Consider the following 16,370-nt stretch of genomic DNA (forward strand, 5'->3'; position numbering starts at 1 on the left):
CTTGCCGGAACTCGTCATCACCGTCGCCCGGTTCGGGTTCCTGATCCTGCTGTGGATCTTCGTGTTCACGGTGGTCGGAGTGATCCGCCGCGACCTCTTCGCGGGTGCCCGGTCGGGCCGGCTGGTGGCGGCGCCGCGCGCCGTCGGCGCCTCCCTCGGGCAGCCGTCGAAGCCGGCCAAGGTGAAGCGGGGGCGGGCGGCGCACCAGCTGGTGGTGACCGCCGGTCAGCTGGCAGGCACCCGCATCACGCTCGGCGAAGCGCAGATCACGATCGGTCGCGCCGAGGACTCCACCCTCGTGATCACCGACGACTACGCCTCCGCGCGACACGCCCGGCTGGTGCCGCGCGACGGGCAATGGTTCGTCGAAGACCTCGGTTCGACTAACGGCACTTACCTGGATCGCGCTAAGGTCACCGGACCAACCCCCGTCCCCCTCAGCGTGCCGATCCGGATCGGCCGCACTTCACTCGAATTACGGCCATGACTCTGACCCTGCGCTATGCGGCCCACAGCGACCGCGGTCTGATCCGAGACGGTAACCAGGACTCCGTCTACGCCGGGCCGCGGCTGCTTGCCGTCGCCGACGGCATGGGCGGCATGGCTGCCGGTGACGTCGCCAGCAACATCGTCATCGGTGCCATGGCGCCGCTCGACGAGGACGTCCCTGGTGACGCCCTGGTCGACGCGCTCCGCTCCGCCGTCAACAACGCCACCCAGCAGCTCCGCGAGACCGTGGACGCCAACCCCCAGCTGGAGGGCATGGGCACCACCCTCACCGCGATCCTCTTCTCCGGCAGCAAGCTGGGCATGGTGCACATCGGTGACTCGCGGGCGTACCTGCTGCGCCAGGGCGAGTTCGCCCAGATCACCAAGGACGACACCTACGTCCAGATGCTCGTCGACGAGGGCCGGATCAGCGCCGAGGAGGCGAGCAGCCACCCGCAGCGGTCCCTGCTGACCCGGGCACTCGACGGCCGGGACATCGACGCGGAGTACTCCGTCCGTCAGGTGCTCCCCGGTGACCGGTACCTGATCTGCAGCGACGGCCTGTCCGGCGTGGTCAGTGCGGACACCATCGCGGAGACGATGCGCGAGTACGTCGACCCGCAGCAGTGCGTCGAGCGGCTGGTGCAGCTCGCGCTGCGTGGCGGCGGCCCCGACAACATCACCGTGATCATCGCCGACGCGACCGACCAGGACATCGTCGAGGCGAGCCCGATCGTCGGTGGCGCCGCCTCCCGGGACCGGGGCATGGCCACCTCCGCCGACGTCTCCACGCCGGCGGCCCGCGCCTCGGCGCTCTCCGCGCCACGACCGGCCGCGCCCGAGGAGCCGGCGGCCGGTGCCGACGACGAGCCGGAGCGCCGCCGGCACCGGCCGGTACGCGCCGCGGCGATGACGCTGGCGCTGCTCGTCCTGCTGGGCGGGGCGGTGTTCGGCGGGTGGAGCTACACGCAGCGGCAGTACTACGTGGGTGCCACCGAGGACGGGCAGGTCGCCGTCTTCCGGGGCATCCAGGGGCAGATCGCCGGCATGGACCTCTCCACCGTGCACTCCACCAGCCCGGCCGAGCTGGAGGACCTCACCCTCGCCGCGCAGGAGCAGGTCAAGCAGGGCATCCCGGCGAAGAGCGAGCCGGACGCGGAGCGCCGCCTGGCCGAGCTGACCGCCGACACGCCGACGAACCCCAACCTCAAGCCGACCTGCCCGCCGAGCCCGACGCCGAGCGCGGTCACCGTCACGGCCACGCCGACGCCGACCGTGGCGCCGGGGACGGGCGCGCCCACCGCCAGCGCGACGCCGAGCACGCCGGCCGCGACCGGCCTGCCGGCCGCCCCGACCACCACGCCCGACGCCCTTCCCTCGGATCCGGTCACGCCGACCGTCGACCCGGCCGCCTGCCGGTCGCCCGAGTGAGCGTCGGCTCGACCCGTCAGGACGATCCGTGACCGCAGCGGCCACCCCGGCATCCCCGCCCGCCACCACGGGTGGGCAGCCCGGTGTGCGCCTGGCCCGGTCCCGGCGTAACGCCGAGCTGTCCCTGCTGCTGCTCGCGATGGTGCTGGTCGCCGCGTACGCGGCGATGGTCGAGGCGAACGTGCTCGAAACGGTCACCCCGGACTTCTGGGTGCCGGCCGCCGCGCTCAGCGCGGTCTTCCTCGGCCTGCACGTGGCGATCCGGTTCCTGGCCCCCTTCGCCGACCCCGCCCTGCTGCCGGCGGTCGCACTGCTCAACGGTCTCGGGGTCGGGTTCCTGCGCCGGCTCGACCTGGCCCGGGCCACCCCCGTCGAGCGGGCCGACCTGGCGATCTTCGCCGGTACCGGGGGCCGGCAGCTCGCCTGGACGCTGGCCTCGGTGGTCCTCGCCGCCGGGCTACTTCTCGTGGTCCGCGATCACCGCTCGATCTCCCGGTACGCGTACACCCTGGGGCTCGCCGGCATCGTGCTGGTGATGATCCCGGCGGTGCTGCCGTCGAGCATCTCGGAGATCAACGGCGCCAAGCTCTGGGTGCGTGTCGGCAGCTTCTCCATCCAGCCCGGCGAGTTCGCCAAGCTGGCCCTGCTCGCCTTCTTCGCGTACTACCTGGTCCGCAAGCGGGAGGTGCTCTCGCTGGCCAGCCGCCGGATCCTCGGCGTCGACTTCCCGCGCGGGCGGGACCTCGGCCCGGTCGTGGTGGTCTGGCTGATCAGCCTCCTGGTCCTCGTCTTCGAGAAGGACCTGGGCACCTCGCTGCTGTACTTCGGCATGTTCGTGGTGACGCTGTACATCGCCACCGAGCGGGTCAGCTGGCTGCTCATCGGTCTCGTGCTCTTCTTCGGCGGCGCCTACCTGGCGTACGTGCTGGGCAGCACCGTCGGCGGGCCGTTCGCCAACTTCTACCTGCGGGCCGAGATCTGGCTGGACCCGTTCGCCGACCCGTACGAGGACGGTTACCAGCTCGTGCAGGGTCTGCTCGCCCTCGGCACGGGTGGCCTCTTCGGGGCCGGGCCCGGCGGCGGCCAGCCGCTCAAGCTGCCCGAGGTGCAGAACGACTTCATCTTCGCCGGCATCGGAGAGGAGATCGGGCTCTTCGGCCTCTCCGCCCTGCTGGTGATCTATTTGCTCATCGTCGAGCGCGGGCTGCGCGCCGCCCTGGCGGTGCGCGACTCGTTCGGCAAGCTGCTCGCCGGCGGCCTGGCGTTCACCCTCGGCCTCCAGGTCTTCGTGATCGTCGGCGGGATCAGCAAGCTGATCCCGCTCACCGGCCAGACCACCCCGTTCCTCTCCGCCGGTGGCTCCTCGCTGATGGCGAACTGGCTGCTGATCGCACTCCTGCTCCGGGTCTCCGACGGCGCCCGCCGGCCGGTGACCGGCGGAGGCGGCGGGGTGGCCCGGCCGGCGGGCGCCCCGCCGGAGCAGCTGCACGGTGCCCCCACGGAGGTGATCAAGCCGTGAACGCACCCCTGCGCCGCGTCGGCGTCGTCGTGATCGTCCTGTTCGGGCTGCTCTTCGCGAACCTGAACTGGATCCAGGCCTACAAGGCGGACGAGTACCGCAACAGCGACTACAACGGTCGCGTCCAGGTCGCCGAGTACAAGCGCAAGCGCGGCAACATCGAGGCCGGCGGTACGGCGTTCGCCGTCAGCAAGGAGACCAGCGGCGAGCTGACCTTCCTGCGCACGTACCCGGGCGGGGCGCAGTACGCCCACGTCCTCGGGTACAAGCCGGTCAACCTGGCCGACACCGGCATCGAGAAGTCGGAGAACGACTTCCTCGCCGGCACCAGCGACCAGCTCATCGCCAACCGGGTCAAGGACCTGTTCACCGGTGACCAGACCGCCGGCGGCAACGTGCTCCTCACCATCTCCAAGCGGGCACAGGACGTCGCGTACAAGCAACTGCGCGACAACGAGAACGGCGTGACCAAGGGCGCGGCCATCGCGATCGACCCGCGTACGGGTGCGGTGCAGGCGCTGGTCTCCATGCCGAGCTTCGACCCGAACCCGCTGGCCAGTCACGACACCGACGAGGCCACCGCCGCGTACAACCAGCTGGAGCGGAACCCGGACGGCCCGCTGAAGAACCGGGCGCTCGGCGAGGTGCTTCCCCCAGGCTCCACCTTCAAGATCGTGGTGGCCGCCGCCGCCCTGGAGAACGGGGTCACCCAGGAGACCCAGATCCCGGCCGGGGCCAGCTACACCCCGCCGACCTCCGGCTCGCCGATCCGCAACGCCGCCCCGTCGATCTGCCCCGAGTCGCAGGTCACCCTGATGAACGCGGTGACCGAGTCGTGCAACACCGGCTTCGCCCAGCTCGGCGTCCGGCTCGGTGCCGACGCCATCAAGGAGAAGGCCCGGCAGTTCGGCTTCGAGCAGGACGACCTGACCGTCGGCCGGCTCGGTGAGGGTGGCCACCCGGTCGCGGCCAGCCGGACCGGCAGCATGGAGAACGCCGACGGCGGCGACGACCCGGCGGCGCTCGCCCAGTCCTCCATCGGGCAGCGCGACGTGCGGATGACTCCGCTCCAGGGCGCCCTGATCGCGGCCACCGTGGCCAACGGCGGCAGCCAGATGCGGCCGTACCTGGTCCGCCAGCTCCTCGGCCCGGACCGCACCACCGACTACTACACCGCCAACCCGCGTGAGCTGCGCCGGCCGATCAGCGGCCAGGTCGCCACCGACCTGCGCGAGATGATGGTGAGCGTCGTCGAGAACGGCACCGGCCGGAACGCGCGGATCAGCGGCTACACGGTCGGCGGCAAGACCGGCACCGCCCAGTCCGGCCCGAACACCCGCGACCACGGCTGGTTCATCGGCTTCGCACTGGACAAGGACGGCAACCCGGTCTCGGCGGTCTGTGTCCTGCTGGAGGAGGCCGGCAGCGGCGGCAGCGCCGAGGCGGCCCGGATCGGCGGCCAGATCATGCGGGCGGCGATCGCCGACCCGGGGAGTCGCTGACATGCTCAGCCCCGGGGTGCAGCTCGGCAACCGCTACCGGCTCGACGAGCGGATCGCGAGCGGCGGCATGGGCGACGTCTGGCGCGGCACCGACCAGGTGCTCGGCCGGACGGTCGCCGTGAAGAGCCTGCTCCCGGCCCTGCTGGACGACCCGGACTTCGCCGAGCGGTTCCGCGGCGAGGCGCGGACGATGGCCACCATCAACCACCCCGGCGTGGTGGACGTCTACGACTTCGGCAGTGACCAGCAGATCGCCTTCCTGGTGATGGAGTACGTCGAGGGCGACGCGCTCTCGGCGACCCTCGGCCGGGTCGGGCGGCTCACCCCCGCCCGCACGATGGCGCTGGTCGCCCAGGCGGCCGACGCGCTGCACGCCGCCCACGTCAAGGGCATCGTGCACCGGGACGTGAAGCCCGGGAACCTGCTCGTCCGGCCGAACGGCACCCTCGTGCTCACCGACTTCGGCATCGCCCGCTCCGACCTGGTCGCCCAGCTCACCGCCGCCGGGTCGGTGCTCGGCACCGCCTCGTACATCTCGCCCGAGCAGGCCACCGGCGGGGTCGCCACCCCCGCCTCGGACGTCTACGCGCTCGGCGTCGTCGCGTACCAGTGTCTCGCCGGCCGGCGGCCGTTCGAGGGTGACAACCCCCTCGAGATCGCCATGCGGCACGTCCAGGAGACGCCCCGGCCGCTGCCCGCCGACATCCCGCCGCAGGTGCGCGCCGTCGTCGAGCGGGCCATGGCGAAGGACCCGGCGGCGCGCTGGCCGAGCGCGGCCGCGCTGGCCGGGGTGGCCCGCCAGTTGAAGGTCCAGCTCTCCCAGGCCGCTCGCGCGTCCGGCCGGGCCAACCCGGTGTCCGCCGCGCCCGCGTCGCCGGCCCCCGGCCGGGCCCAGGTGCCGCCCCCGTCGGCGGCCCGCCCGCCGGTGGCTCACCGCCCGCCGGCGACCGCGCCGCAGGCGCCCCGCCCGCCGGTGTCACCGCCCCGTCCGCCGGTGGTGGCGCACGCTTCGTCGGCCCCACGGCCGCCGGCCGCGCAACCGGGCCGGCCCCACGGCCCGGCGACCGTGCCGTCGGCGCCGACCCGACCGGGGTACGCTCCGAAGCCCGCTCCTCCGCCGCCGCGGCGCCGGTCCCGGCCCGGGATGGTGTTCCTCGTCATCCTCCTGGCCGTACTGGTACTGGTCTGCTCCGGCGTGATTTCCTACAACCTGCGGTCGTCGGCGCTGCCCGGTGAACCCGGCACGTCGGCACCGCGGACGGTGACGTCCGGCGCGCTGCGGCTCGACGGACGCGACGATCCGGCCGGGACGTCGTACCGTCGACAGCAACTGCCCCGGCCGGGCGGCGACGTGACGACGACGAGCGAAGGACGACAGACGCGATGACAGCGCAGGCCCGCCTGCTCGGTGGCAGGTACCAGGTCGGCGAGCTGCTCGGCTACGGCGGCATGGCCGAGGTGCACCGCGGTCGCGACCTGCGGCTCGGTCGGGACGTCGCGATCAAGATGCTCCGGACGGACCTGGCCCGGGACGCCACCTTCCAGATGCGGTTCCGGCGGGAGGCGCAGAACGCCGCGTCCCTCAACCACCCGGCCATCGTCGCCGTCTACGACACCGGCGAGGAGCAGGCGCCCACCGGCGAGACGCTGCCGTTCATCGTGATGGAGTTCGTCAACGGGCGCACTCTCAAGGAGGTGCTGGGCGCCGAGGGCCGGCTCCAGCCGCGGCGGGCGCTGGAGATCTGCGCCGACATGTGCGCGGCGCTGGAGTTCAGCCACCGGCACGGCATCATCCACCGCGACATCAAGCCCGGCAACGTCATGCTCACCCAGACCGGCCAGGTCAAGGTCATGGACTTCGGCATCGCCCGGGCCCTGGCCAGCGGTGCCACCACGATGACGCAGACCAGCGCCGTGATCGGCACCGCGCAGTACCTGTCGCCGGAGCAGGCCCGGGGCGAGGCGGTCGACGCCCGCTCCGACGTCTACGCCGCCGGCTGCGTGCTCTTCGAGCTGCTCGTCGGGCACCCGCCGTTCGTCGGGGACAGCCCGGTCAGCGTCGCGTACCAGCACGTACGGGAGGCGCCGCCCACGCCGAGCGACCTCAACCCGGAGGTCAACCCGGCCGTCGACGCGATCGTGCTCAAGGCCCTGTCGAAGAACCCCCTGAACCGCTACCAGAGCGCCGGCGAGATGCGCGCCGACCTGCTGCGCGCCGCCGCCGGCCGTCCGGTGCTCGCCACCCCGGTCATGCGCGAGGAGGAGACGACCCAGCTGGCGCCGGCCGGCGCCGGTTACCCGCCGGTCGGTCCGGCTGGCCCGCGCACCCAGCAGATCCCGGCCCGGGTCGGCGACCCCCGCCGCCGCAAGGCGTCGTCCTGGCTGATCGCGACGTTCGCCGCGCTCGGCGTGCTCGCGGTGATCGCCCTGGCCGCCGCGTTGCTGTGGAACCGGGAACCCAACCAGGCGATCGTCCCGCAGGTCACGGGGATGACCCAGGAGCAGGCGTTCGCGGAGATCCGGAAGGCCAACCTGACGCCGGATGCCGGCGACCCGGTCTTCAACGCCACCTGCACGAAGGGGCAGGTGACGAGCCAGGATCCCGGTCCGAACGCCCGGCTGGAACCGGCTCAGGTCGTCACGGTCCGGGTCTGCGGCGGTCCCCAGGAGGTGACGGTCCCCGCCAACCTCGTCGGCGGCCAGTACAACAGCGCCGCCGAACGGCTCAAGGAACTCAAGCTCGTGCCCAAGCGGAAGGACGTCAACAGCGACAAGCCGGAGGGCATCGTCACCAAGGTGACGCCGGACTCCGGCAGCTCGGTTGCGGAGGGCACCGAGGTCGTTCTCGAGGTTTCGAAGGGCAACGTCCGCGACGTGCCGGACGTGGTGGGCGAGACCCGCGAGGACGCGGAGGACGAGCTTCGGGATGCCGGCTACAAGGTCCGGGTCCAACGGGGAGACGCGGTGCCGCCGGAGGAAGCCGGACGGGTCGTCGCGCAGGACCCGAAGGGGGACAGCCCGCTCGCCCAGGGCGGGACGGTGACGATCGTGGTCACGGTGCCGCAGGAGGAGCCGACCCAGGAGCCGACGCAGACTCCGACCGCGACCCCGACGACGACGCCGACCCCTCCGCCGGGTGGCCGCGCGGGTGGCCTCCCGCTGTTCCCCACCACGTCGCCGACCCGCCAGCCGACCGACTGACGCGACCCGCGCCCTGTTGCCGGGACGCGCTGAGGACCTGACCGTCCGGCGTTCGAGGCTCAGGCGGCGTTGAACGCGGCGCGGCGGCGGGCGTCCACCTCGGCGGCCAGCTCGGGCGCGCGCTCCAGCGCCTCGGCGTACCCGCAGGACGCCAGCCAGTTGGCCAGCATCAGGTGACCGCCCTCGGTCAGCACCGACTCGGGGTGGAACTGGACGCCCTCGATCGGCAGCGTCCGGTGCCGCATCGCCATCACCACGCCGGAGCCGGTCCAGCCGGTGACCTCCAGCTCGTCGGGCAGCGTCTCGGGCAGGACGGCCAGCGAGTGGTAGCGGGTCGCGGTGAACGGGTCCGGCAGGCCGGCCAGCACGCCGACGTCGTGGTGCCGCACCTCCGAGGTCTTGCCGTGCAGCAGCTCCGGCGCCCGGGCGACGGTCGCGCCGAACGCCTCCCCGATCGCCTGGTGGCCGAGGCAGACGCCGAAGAGCGGCAGTGTGCCCGCGTACTCCCGGATGACGTCGAGGCAGATGCCGGCGCGGTCCGGGCTGCCCGGCCCCGGTGAGAGCAGGACGCCGTCGGCACCGACCTTGCCGACCTCGGCGACGCTGATCTCGTCGTTGCGGCGTACCTCGCAGTCCACGCCGAGCTGGCCCAGGTACTGGACGAGGTTGAAGACGAACGAGTCGTAGTTGTCGATGACCAGGACGCGCACGGGTCACTCTTCCGGGGAGGGCGTGGGTGGCGGGGTGTTGTTCTCGTCGGTGTCGTACGGCAGGTCGTGCTCGTCGCCGGTGGGTGTCTCGGCGTCGCCGGGCAGCGGGTCGCCGGGTACGCCGGAGTCCTGGGTGACCTGCACGTCGTCGAACGGCAGCAGCGGTTCCGCCCAGGGGAAGACCACGTACCAGAGCAGCGCGACCATGGCCGCGGCCAGCAGCAGGCTGCCGCTGAGCTTGCCGGGCAGACCGAACGGCAGTTTCCGCCAGATCCAGGCGTACATGACCCCTCAGTTCCCCAGCTCCGCCGGGCGACCCGCCGACTTGGCCTGCGTACGGGTCAGCTCCGCGTGGATGATCAGGCGTTCGTAGTTGTCGAACTTCGGGTTGCAGGTCGTGAGGGTGAGCATCGCCGTGGTCGGCCGCGCACCGGGCTTCCCCGGCACCGGGGCCACCACCTCCACCTGCGTCGGCGTGACGATGTGGTTGCGCGTCACCCGGTAGACGTACCAGTTGTCGCGGTCCTCCACCACGATGGCGTCGCCCTCGTCCAGCTCGTCGAGCCGCCAGAAGGTCGCCCGGTTACGGTGGCCGGCCACGGAGAAGTTGCCCACCTTGCCGGGCATCGCGCTCTTCGGGTAGTGACCGGGCGCGTACCGGATGTCCTTCTGCGTGACGCCCTCGACGACGACCCAGTTCTTGTCGAGCTTCGGGATGTAGAGCCCGGCGATCGGCTTGCCGTGGACGGGCGCCGGCGGCTTGGCGGACGCGGACGGGCCGGCGGACGGCGCGACGGTGGGGTCGCCGGTCGGGCCCCAGGCCTGGGCGAGTTGCTGGCTGAGGTCGTTCTGGTGGGCGTCGACGATCGCCGACTTGCCCCAGACCTCGTACCCGGCGAACAGGAGCACCACCAGGCCGAAGGTGATGAGCAGTTCCCCGGTGACGCGGACGCCGGCGCGCAGGCGGGACCCGAGCGTCGGGCGGGTCAGCTCCGAGTAGACGCTCCGGTAGCCCTCGCCGGTCTGCTCCGGGCGCAGCTTGACGACCCGTTCGCCGCGGCGCGGCGGGGGCGGTTCCGAGGGTGTGCCGTCGTCGGCCGGCTCCTCGGTGCGGGGTGGGCGGGGGACGGCACCCATCAGGGCGGTGGAGTCGAGCGCGGGAGCCGGCGGGGTACGACCGGGCACCGCCGGGATCAGTGCGGTGGCGTTCGGGTCACCGGGCCGGGCCGGGGAGACCGGAGCGGCGTCGGTGCGCGGGATCCCGCCCCCGGCGCTTCCGGCACCCGGGCGGGCGGACGTCGCCACCGGGATGACGGCGGTCGGCGCGTCGTCGGCCCGGCTGGCCCGGTCGCGAGGCGGCATCGGGGCCTCACGGTCGACGCCGGAGCCGGCGGCGACCGGCCGTGCGTTGTCGCCGGAGCCGGCGGCGACCGGCCGTGCGTTGTCGCCGGAGCCGGCGGCGACCGGCGGTGCGTCGTCGCCGAAGCGTTCCCGCTCCGCCGGCCGGGCCGCGTCGCCGAGGGCTGCGGGCCGCGGCGGGGCCGGCTCGGGTGCGGCGGACGGCAACGGGCCGGGCTGCGGGGGCGCGGTCGGGCGGGTGGTCTCCGCGTGGACGGGCGGACGCTGCCCGAACGGGTCCGGGCGTCGCGTGGGGTCCTGCGGTGGGGGAAGCGGTGCGGCCCCCGCGCCGGGCCACCGCGGCGGAGCGGCGCGATCGGGCCGGGGAGCGCCCTCGGCCGCGGGGGTGGCGGGGCTTCCGACGGCAGGCGAGGTGGGCCAGGTCTGCTCGGGGGGTGCGGTCTCGTACCGGGTGAACTCCGGTCGGATGCCGCCGACCGGGGCGGCGCCGGCCCTGACGTCGTGCGGGGCGGCGCCGGCGCGGGGATCCTGCGGTGCGGATCCGGCCCGGGGGTCGTGCGACGGGATGCCGGTCCGCGGATCGTGGGGCGTGGTGCCGGGGCCGCCGTGGAGCGGGGAGCGGGCGTCGTCGGCCGGCGGTGCGGCCGGAGCCGGGGCCGGGCGGTGCGGTGCGGGTGGCCGGGGTGGCAGCATCGGTTCGGGCCAGCGTCCGGCCGGCCGGTTCGCCGCGTACGGCGGTGTGCCGGACGGCTGCGGCGGCTGGTTCGGCGGGGGGACCGGAGCCGCCGGTGGGTGCTCCGGACGGTGGGGATCGCGGGCCGGTCGGTCGACCTTGCGCAGGAACGCGGTGGGCTCGTCGCTCCGGTCCCGGTGCCGGCCGTCCCGGTCGTCCCACCAGTCGTCCGGTGCCCTGGTCACCTGGGCACCGTCGCCGAGCGCAGTGTCGTCGAGCCATCGAATGCCGGCACCGTGACGGTGGAGATCGTCTCCGTGTACCCGAGCTTGTAGGTGTCGACCAGGTCCCTGAACAACCGGACTCCCTCAGACTCGGCGAGGGCCCGCGTGAGGGCGGCGGGATCGCCGATCGCTACGATCTTGAACGGAGGGGAGTACACCCGGCCGTGCAGCAGCAGGGTGTTACCGACGCAGCGTACCGCGCTGGTGGCGAGCACGCGGACGTTCATGATTGACATGGCCTCCGCGCCGCCGGCCCAGAGCGCGTTCACCACGGCCTGCACGTCGCCCTGGTGGACGACCAGGTCGTCGTTCGTCGCTCCGGCGGGCAGGGTGCCGTCCCCGCGGCGCGGGGCGTCGTTGAGTTCCACGATCACGCCGGGCCCGGTGAGCGCGGTGAAACCGGCGGACTCTCGGTTGGCGGCCGCGCGGACCTGCTGCTCCTTGATCGGCCCGTCCGACTCGGCGAGGGCGGTGGTACGGCCCTCGACCTCCTCGCGGAGCGCGGCGGCCCGCTGCTCGCTCGCCGCCACCTCGTCGCGGCGGTCCTGGATGAGCTGGTTGAGCTGGGGGCGCCGGTCCTCGCGCAGGGTCGTCCCGCCGGCGGTGGTGGCCGTCGTGGTGAAGAGCAGCCCGGCGGCCGCCGCGATCAGCGGCACGCCGATCGACCATCCGGGGCGTCGCTGCCGGGGGCGCCGCAGCAGCGCCGCGCCGGCCCGCCGGAGGGCCTTCTGCCAGGAGGCCGCGCCGGATGTGTACTCCACGGGGTGTTCCTCCCCCTCGTCACGTGCCAACCCGTCCCGGCGACGCCGCCGGCCGGCGACCCGGCCGACCACGATCGGGGCGTCCGAGGACCGGAGAAGACCCTTTCGTGGCCTGGACGGGTCTTCGGGACTACGCTAGCTGTCGAACATTATTGGCCAAGGACCGTCGCCCTCGCGCCCGGTTGTCAGGCCGGACGAGGTCGTCACCCCCTCTGGAGAGCGTCGTGCCCAAGTCTCAGGTCCGCAAGAAGAAGGTGTACACCCCGCCGACGGACGTTCGTCCGACGGCGACGGCGGCGACGCGCAAGCCTAGCCCGGTCTGGCTGCCCATCACGGCGGTCGCGCTCATCGTCGCCGGCATCGGCTGGCTGGTGGTCTACTACCTCTCCGAGCAGGAGTACCCGGTCATGTCGTGGGGTTACTGGAACCTCGCGGTGGGCTTCGGCGCCATGGTCGCCTCCCTGATCCTGCTCTCGCGCTGGCGCTGACCTCCCTGGATCTCCCCGTCCCGGCCGATGCCGGGAGGAACACGTCACTCGGCACGGCCCCTGCCCGGCAGCGCCGGGCAGGGGACCCTATGGTGTGCGCAGGGCGGCGTGGCCGAGGTGCGAGAAGACTCACGTTACCGCTGGGTAACCTTGCGCGTAGGCTGCACTGCATGACCGAGCGGAGCGAGGTCATCGACCGGTCCGGTCGAGGGTGCGGCAGCGGCGACTCGCCGACCGCCCCCTGATCCGGGCACCGGTCGCCGAGCCGCTCGAGGCAGTAGCAGACCGGGGAGGGCCGACTCGATGGGCAGCGTTCAGATCGTCACCACGATCGTCGCGGCCGCCATCACCGCCGTGGCGGTGTGGCTCGCCGTACGGGCGGTCATGAAGATGACGGCAGTCATCCGGCTGGGTCAGCCCGACCCGACGCGCTTCGGCGACAAGGCCACCCGGGCGAAGACCATGCTGGCCGAGACCGCCGGCCACACCCGGATGCTGCGGTGGAGCGTCGTGGGCGCCGCGCACTGGTTCGTGATGGTCGGCTTCATCGTGCTGTCGCTGCTCGTGCTCGAGGCGTACTTCGAGGTCGTCTCCGCCACGGGCGGGCTGCCGCTGGTCGGCGGGTGGGCCCTCTACGGCCTGGTCACCGAGTGGCTCGGCATCCTCGGCATCGTCAGCATCCTGGTGCTGATCACGATCCGGCTCAGGAACCGCCCGACCCGGCCCGGCGGCAAGTCCCGGTTCACCGGCTCGACCATGTGGCAGGGCTACTTCGTCGAGGCCATCATCCTCGCCGTCCTGATCATGGGCTTCCTCATCCGGGGCTTCAAGGTCGCCACCGACCACTTCGAGTACCCGGTCTGGGCGGCCCCGCTCAGCCACGCGGTCGGCGGTCTGCTGCCGAACTGGGAGGCCGGCGTCAGCATCGCCGCCGTCATCAAGATCGTGATTTCGATGACCTGGCTCATCGTGATCTCGCTGAACGTCACCATGGGTGTCGCCTGGCACCGCTTCCTGGCGTTCCCCAACATCTTCTTCAAGCGCAACCCGGGCCGGAAGGGCTCCGGCCTCGGCGCGCTGAAGCCGATGACCAGCAACGGCAAGCCCCTCGACTTCGAGGAGGCCGACCCGGAGAAGGACCAGTTCGGTGTCGCCCAGGTCGAGCAGTTCACCTGGAAGGGCCTGCTGGACTTCAGCACCTGCACCGAGTGCGGACGCTGCCAGTCGCAGTGCCCGGCGTGGAACACGGGCAAGCCGCTGTCGCCGAAGCTGCTGGTGCTCAGCCTGCGCGACCACGCGTACGCGAAGGCCCCCTACCTGCTGGCCGGCGGTGGCAAGGACCTGACCGGTGAGGAGAAGGCGACCGCCGCGCAGCTCGCCCACGTGGACGTGCTGGCGCTCGCCGAGGCCGACAAGCCGCTGATCGGCACCGCCGAGGAGAACGGCGTCATCGACCCGGACGTGCTGTGGTCCTGCACCACCTGCGGCGCCTGCGTCGAGCAGTGCCCGGTCGACATCGAGCACGTCGACCACATCGTCGACATGCGCCGCTACCAGGTCCTCATCGAGTCGAGCTTCCCGTCCGAGGCCGGCGTGATGCTCCGCAACCTGGAGAACAAGGGCAACCCGTGGGGCGCCCCGCAGAACACCCGCGAGGACTGGACCAAGGGCCTGGACTTCGAGGTGCCGCGGGTCGGCGAGGTCGACGACTTCGAGTACCTGTTCTGGGTCGGCTGCGCCGGCGCCTTCGAGGACCGGGCCAAGAAGACCACCCGGGCGGTCGCCACGCTGCTCAACGAGGCGGGCGTCACGTTCGCGATCCTGGGCGAGGGCGAGACCTGCTCCGGCGACCCGGCCCGCCGGATCGGCAACGAGTTCGTCTTCCAGATGCTCGCCCAGCAGAACGTCGAGACCCTGAACGAGGCGTTCGAGGGCCGCGAGAAGAGCAAGCGGAAGATCGTCGCGACCTGCCCGCACTGCTTCAACACCCTGGGCAACGAGTACGGCCAGCTCGGCGGCGAGTTCGAGGTGGTCCACCACACGCAGCTGCTGGCCCACCTGGTCGCCACCGGCAAGCTGACCCCGGTGCAGCCGGTCGACGGCGGCGTCACCTACCACGACCCCTGCTACCTGGGCCGGCACAACCGGGTCTTCGCCGCGCCGCGCGAGGTGCTGGGCGACGCCATCAAGGGCGAGATCACCGAGATGCCGCGCAACAGCGAGCGCTCCTTCTGCTGCGGCGCCGGCGGCGCCCGGATGTGGATGGAGGAGCGGATCGGCAAGCGCATCAACGTGGACCGGGTCGAGGAGGCCATGGCCACCGGTGCGAAGACCGTCACGGTCGGCTGCCCGTTCTGCTCGACGATGCTGAACGACGGCGTGAACGGCAAGGGCGCCGGGGAGCAGGTCGAGGTGGTCGACGTGGCCAGCGTGCTGCTGCGCTCGGTCAAGCCCCAGCAGGCGCCGGGCGAGAAGGAGAGCGAGCCGGTCGCCGGCTGACGCGTACGCCTGATCCGACGGCGGCGGCACCCGACGGTGCCGCCGCCGTCGTCGTGTCGGGACGTGGTCGTCACGATGACGGCCGCGGTGACCAAGCCGTCCAGCACCTGCTCGGACAGGTCCGTGGCGAGCCCGCTGGCCCGTGACGGGGCATCTCCTGACGGTGACCTCGCCGGGCCAACCGGTGTCGTATCGACGACTGTCACCGTCCCCGGCGTCGTGCACCCCGTGTGCGCGCACGGTTGCGCTGCAGTGATGAGGACGTCGGCCACCTTGATTCCGTTACGGACCTTCCCTAGTGTGGGTCGTCGGCCGCTGTGGATCGTCTGCCTCGCCCCTCTTCCCCGTCGCGAGGCGCCCGGCGGTCAGGTTGCAAAAGGAGTCGGTGCCGGTGGCAACCACGCCCCCTCATCATTCCGCTCCGGGACGGTCCCGCCGTCCGGGCGGCCTGCGCCGGGCCGTCCACCGTCTGCTCACCCTGGTCGCCGCCGCTGCCATCGGTGCCGGCGCGCTCGCCGCGCCCGCGTACGCGGAGCCGTCGGTGGACGAGATCGAGGCTGCGATCGACAAGCAGTGGGAGCAGCTGGAGCCCACCATCGAGCAGTACAACAAGGTCCGGGCGCAGAAGAAGGCCAACGTCAAGAAGGCGGCGGAACTCCAGAAGAAGATCACGCCGCTCGCCATGGAGAGCGAGATGGCGATGAACCGGGTCGGCGACCTCGCCTCCCGGTACTACATGACCGGCCCGTCCCAGGAGATCAGCGCGCTGCTGGTCAACTCGGATCCCGATCTCCTCGGTGAGCAGCTCGCCATCCTGGAGCGGCTGGCGGCCCACGAGCGCAAGGAGCTCGAGGGCGTGTTGGCGATCCGCAAGAAGTACGACGACCAGAAGCGCAAGCTCGACGCGCTGATCGCCGAGGAGGCGAAGCAGGAGCAGGAGCTGCAGGCGAAGAAGAAGAAGATCGACGCCGAGATCAAGCGACTCGAGGCCTCGCTGCCGGTCACCACGGTGAAGACCGAGGGGTGCCCGACCATCAACGGCGTGGTCAGCGAGGCGGCCCGGATCGCCATCCGGACCGCCTGCGCGCAGATCGGCAAGCCGTACGTCTGGGGTGCCGCCGGTCCGAACGGCTTCGACTGCTCGGGCCTGACCCAGTACGCGTACAAGGCCGCCGGCATCTACCTGACCCATCACACGGGCAACCAGTGGAACGAGGGCAAGGCGATCCCGAGGTCGGAGGCTCGCCCCGGTGACCTCGTGTTCTTCTACAGCGACCTGCACCACATGGGCCTGTACCTCGGCGGCGACAAAATGGTGCACGCGCCACGGACCGGTAAGGACGTGATGGTCGCCAGCATCAACTACATGCCGGTCGCCGGCTTCCGCCGACCCAGCTGATCCGTCCACCTCGGACCGAGGGCCCCGGGCATGTCGTCCGGGGCCCTCGTCGCGT

At 72.3% G+C, this 16,370-nt stretch carries 13 protein-coding genes; 9 read left to right on the forward strand and 4 right to left on the reverse strand.

The window, feature by feature from the left end; genetic code table 11:
- The first annotated feature begins 1 nt into the window (after position 1).
- From HCJ94_RS01270 to pknB, 6 genes are read left to right on the forward strand one after another with little or no spacing between them, the layout of a single operon-like run.
- On the forward strand, positions 2-487 hold the full coding sequence (locus HCJ94_RS01270; protein ID WP_167999073.1) for an FHA domain-containing protein FhaB/FipA: 486 nt from the start codon (positions 2-4) through the stop codon (positions 485-487).
- Positions 484-1,920 carry a PP2C family protein-serine/threonine phosphatase gene (locus HCJ94_RS01275; protein ID WP_167999074.1) on the forward strand — a complete coding sequence of 479 codons (1,437 nt, stop codon included), beginning with the start codon at positions 484-486 and terminating at the stop codon, positions 1,918-1,920. The genes HCJ94_RS01270 and HCJ94_RS01275 overlap by 4 nt, the downstream gene beginning before the upstream one ends.
- A 28-nt stretch (positions 1,921-1,948) precedes the next feature.
- Positions 1,949-3,439, forward strand: coding sequence for an FtsW/RodA/SpoVE family cell cycle protein (locus HCJ94_RS01280; RefSeq protein WP_167999075.1), 1,491 nt, complete (start codon positions 1,949-1,951; stop codon positions 3,437-3,439).
- A complete protein-coding gene (locus tag HCJ94_RS01285; RefSeq protein ID WP_167999076.1) occupies positions 3,436-4,941 on the forward strand; it encodes a peptidoglycan D,D-transpeptidase FtsI family protein in 1,506 nt (501 codons plus the stop codon). The genes HCJ94_RS01280 and HCJ94_RS01285 overlap by 4 nt, the downstream gene beginning before the upstream one ends.
- 1 nt (position 4,942) lies before the next feature.
- Positions 4,943-6,328 (forward strand): serine/threonine-protein kinase, encoded by a 1,386-nt coding sequence (locus HCJ94_RS01290; protein WP_167999077.1) that lies wholly within the window; start codon positions 4,943-4,945, stop codon positions 6,326-6,328.
- Complete coding sequence (pknB, locus tag HCJ94_RS01295) at positions 6,325-8,142, forward strand: Stk1 family PASTA domain-containing Ser/Thr kinase (RefSeq protein WP_167999078.1); 1,818 nt, start codon at positions 6,325-6,327, stop codon at positions 8,140-8,142. The genes HCJ94_RS01290 and pknB overlap by 4 nt, the downstream gene beginning before the upstream one ends.
- A gap of 59 nt (positions 8,143-8,201) precedes the next feature.
- Here pknB and HCJ94_RS01300 read toward each other — a convergent pair whose 3' ends face one another.
- From HCJ94_RS01300 to HCJ94_RS01315, 4 genes are read right to left on the reverse strand one after another with little or no spacing between them, the layout of a single operon-like run.
- Positions 8,202-8,852: an aminodeoxychorismate/anthranilate synthase component II gene (locus HCJ94_RS01300; protein ID WP_167999079.1), complete on the reverse strand. Its 651-nt coding sequence runs from the start codon at positions 8,850-8,852 to the stop codon at positions 8,202-8,204.
- A gap of 3 nt (positions 8,853-8,855) precedes the next feature.
- Positions 8,856-9,137: a hypothetical protein gene (locus HCJ94_RS01305; RefSeq protein ID WP_167999080.1), complete on the reverse strand. Its 282-nt coding sequence runs from the start codon at positions 9,135-9,137 to the stop codon at positions 8,856-8,858.
- 6 nt (positions 9,138-9,143) lie between these two features.
- Positions 9,144-11,129: a class E sortase gene (locus HCJ94_RS01310; protein ID WP_309227097.1), complete on the reverse strand. Its 1,986-nt coding sequence runs from the start codon at positions 11,127-11,129 to the stop codon at positions 9,144-9,146.
- On the reverse strand, positions 11,126-11,929 hold the full coding sequence (locus HCJ94_RS01315; protein WP_167999081.1) for a DUF881 domain-containing protein: 804 nt from the start codon (positions 11,927-11,929) through the stop codon (positions 11,126-11,128). Before HCJ94_RS01315 ends, HCJ94_RS01310 begins: the two co-directional genes overlap by 4 nt.
- 224 nt (positions 11,930-12,153) lie before the next feature.
- Between HCJ94_RS01315 and HCJ94_RS01320 the strand changes: the two genes are divergently transcribed.
- The 3 genes from HCJ94_RS01320 (at position 12,154) to HCJ94_RS01330 (ending at position 16,315) form a co-directional block, all read left to right on the forward strand.
- Entirely contained in the window at positions 12,154-12,417 is a 264-nt protein-coding gene (locus tag HCJ94_RS01320; protein WP_167999082.1) for a cell division protein CrgA, read from the forward strand.
- 303 nt (positions 12,418-12,720) lie between these two features.
- The gene (locus HCJ94_RS01325; protein WP_167999083.1) at positions 12,721-14,916 is read left to right on the forward strand and encodes a (Fe-S)-binding protein; all 2,196 of its coding nucleotides are present in this window, start codon (positions 12,721-12,723) and stop codon (positions 14,914-14,916) included.
- Between the two features lie 385 nt (positions 14,917-15,301).
- Positions 15,302-16,315 carry a C40 family peptidase gene (locus HCJ94_RS01330; protein ID WP_167999084.1) on the forward strand — a complete coding sequence of 338 codons (1,014 nt, stop codon included), beginning with the start codon at positions 15,302-15,304 and terminating at the stop codon, positions 16,313-16,315.
- Positions 16,316-16,370 lie beyond the last annotated feature (55 nt).

It is taken from the genome of Micromonospora thermarum, from assembly GCF_012034245.1.
In the GTDB taxonomy this organism is placed as follows: domain Bacteria; phylum Actinomycetota; class Actinomycetes; order Mycobacteriales; family Micromonosporaceae; genus Micromonospora; species Micromonospora thermarum.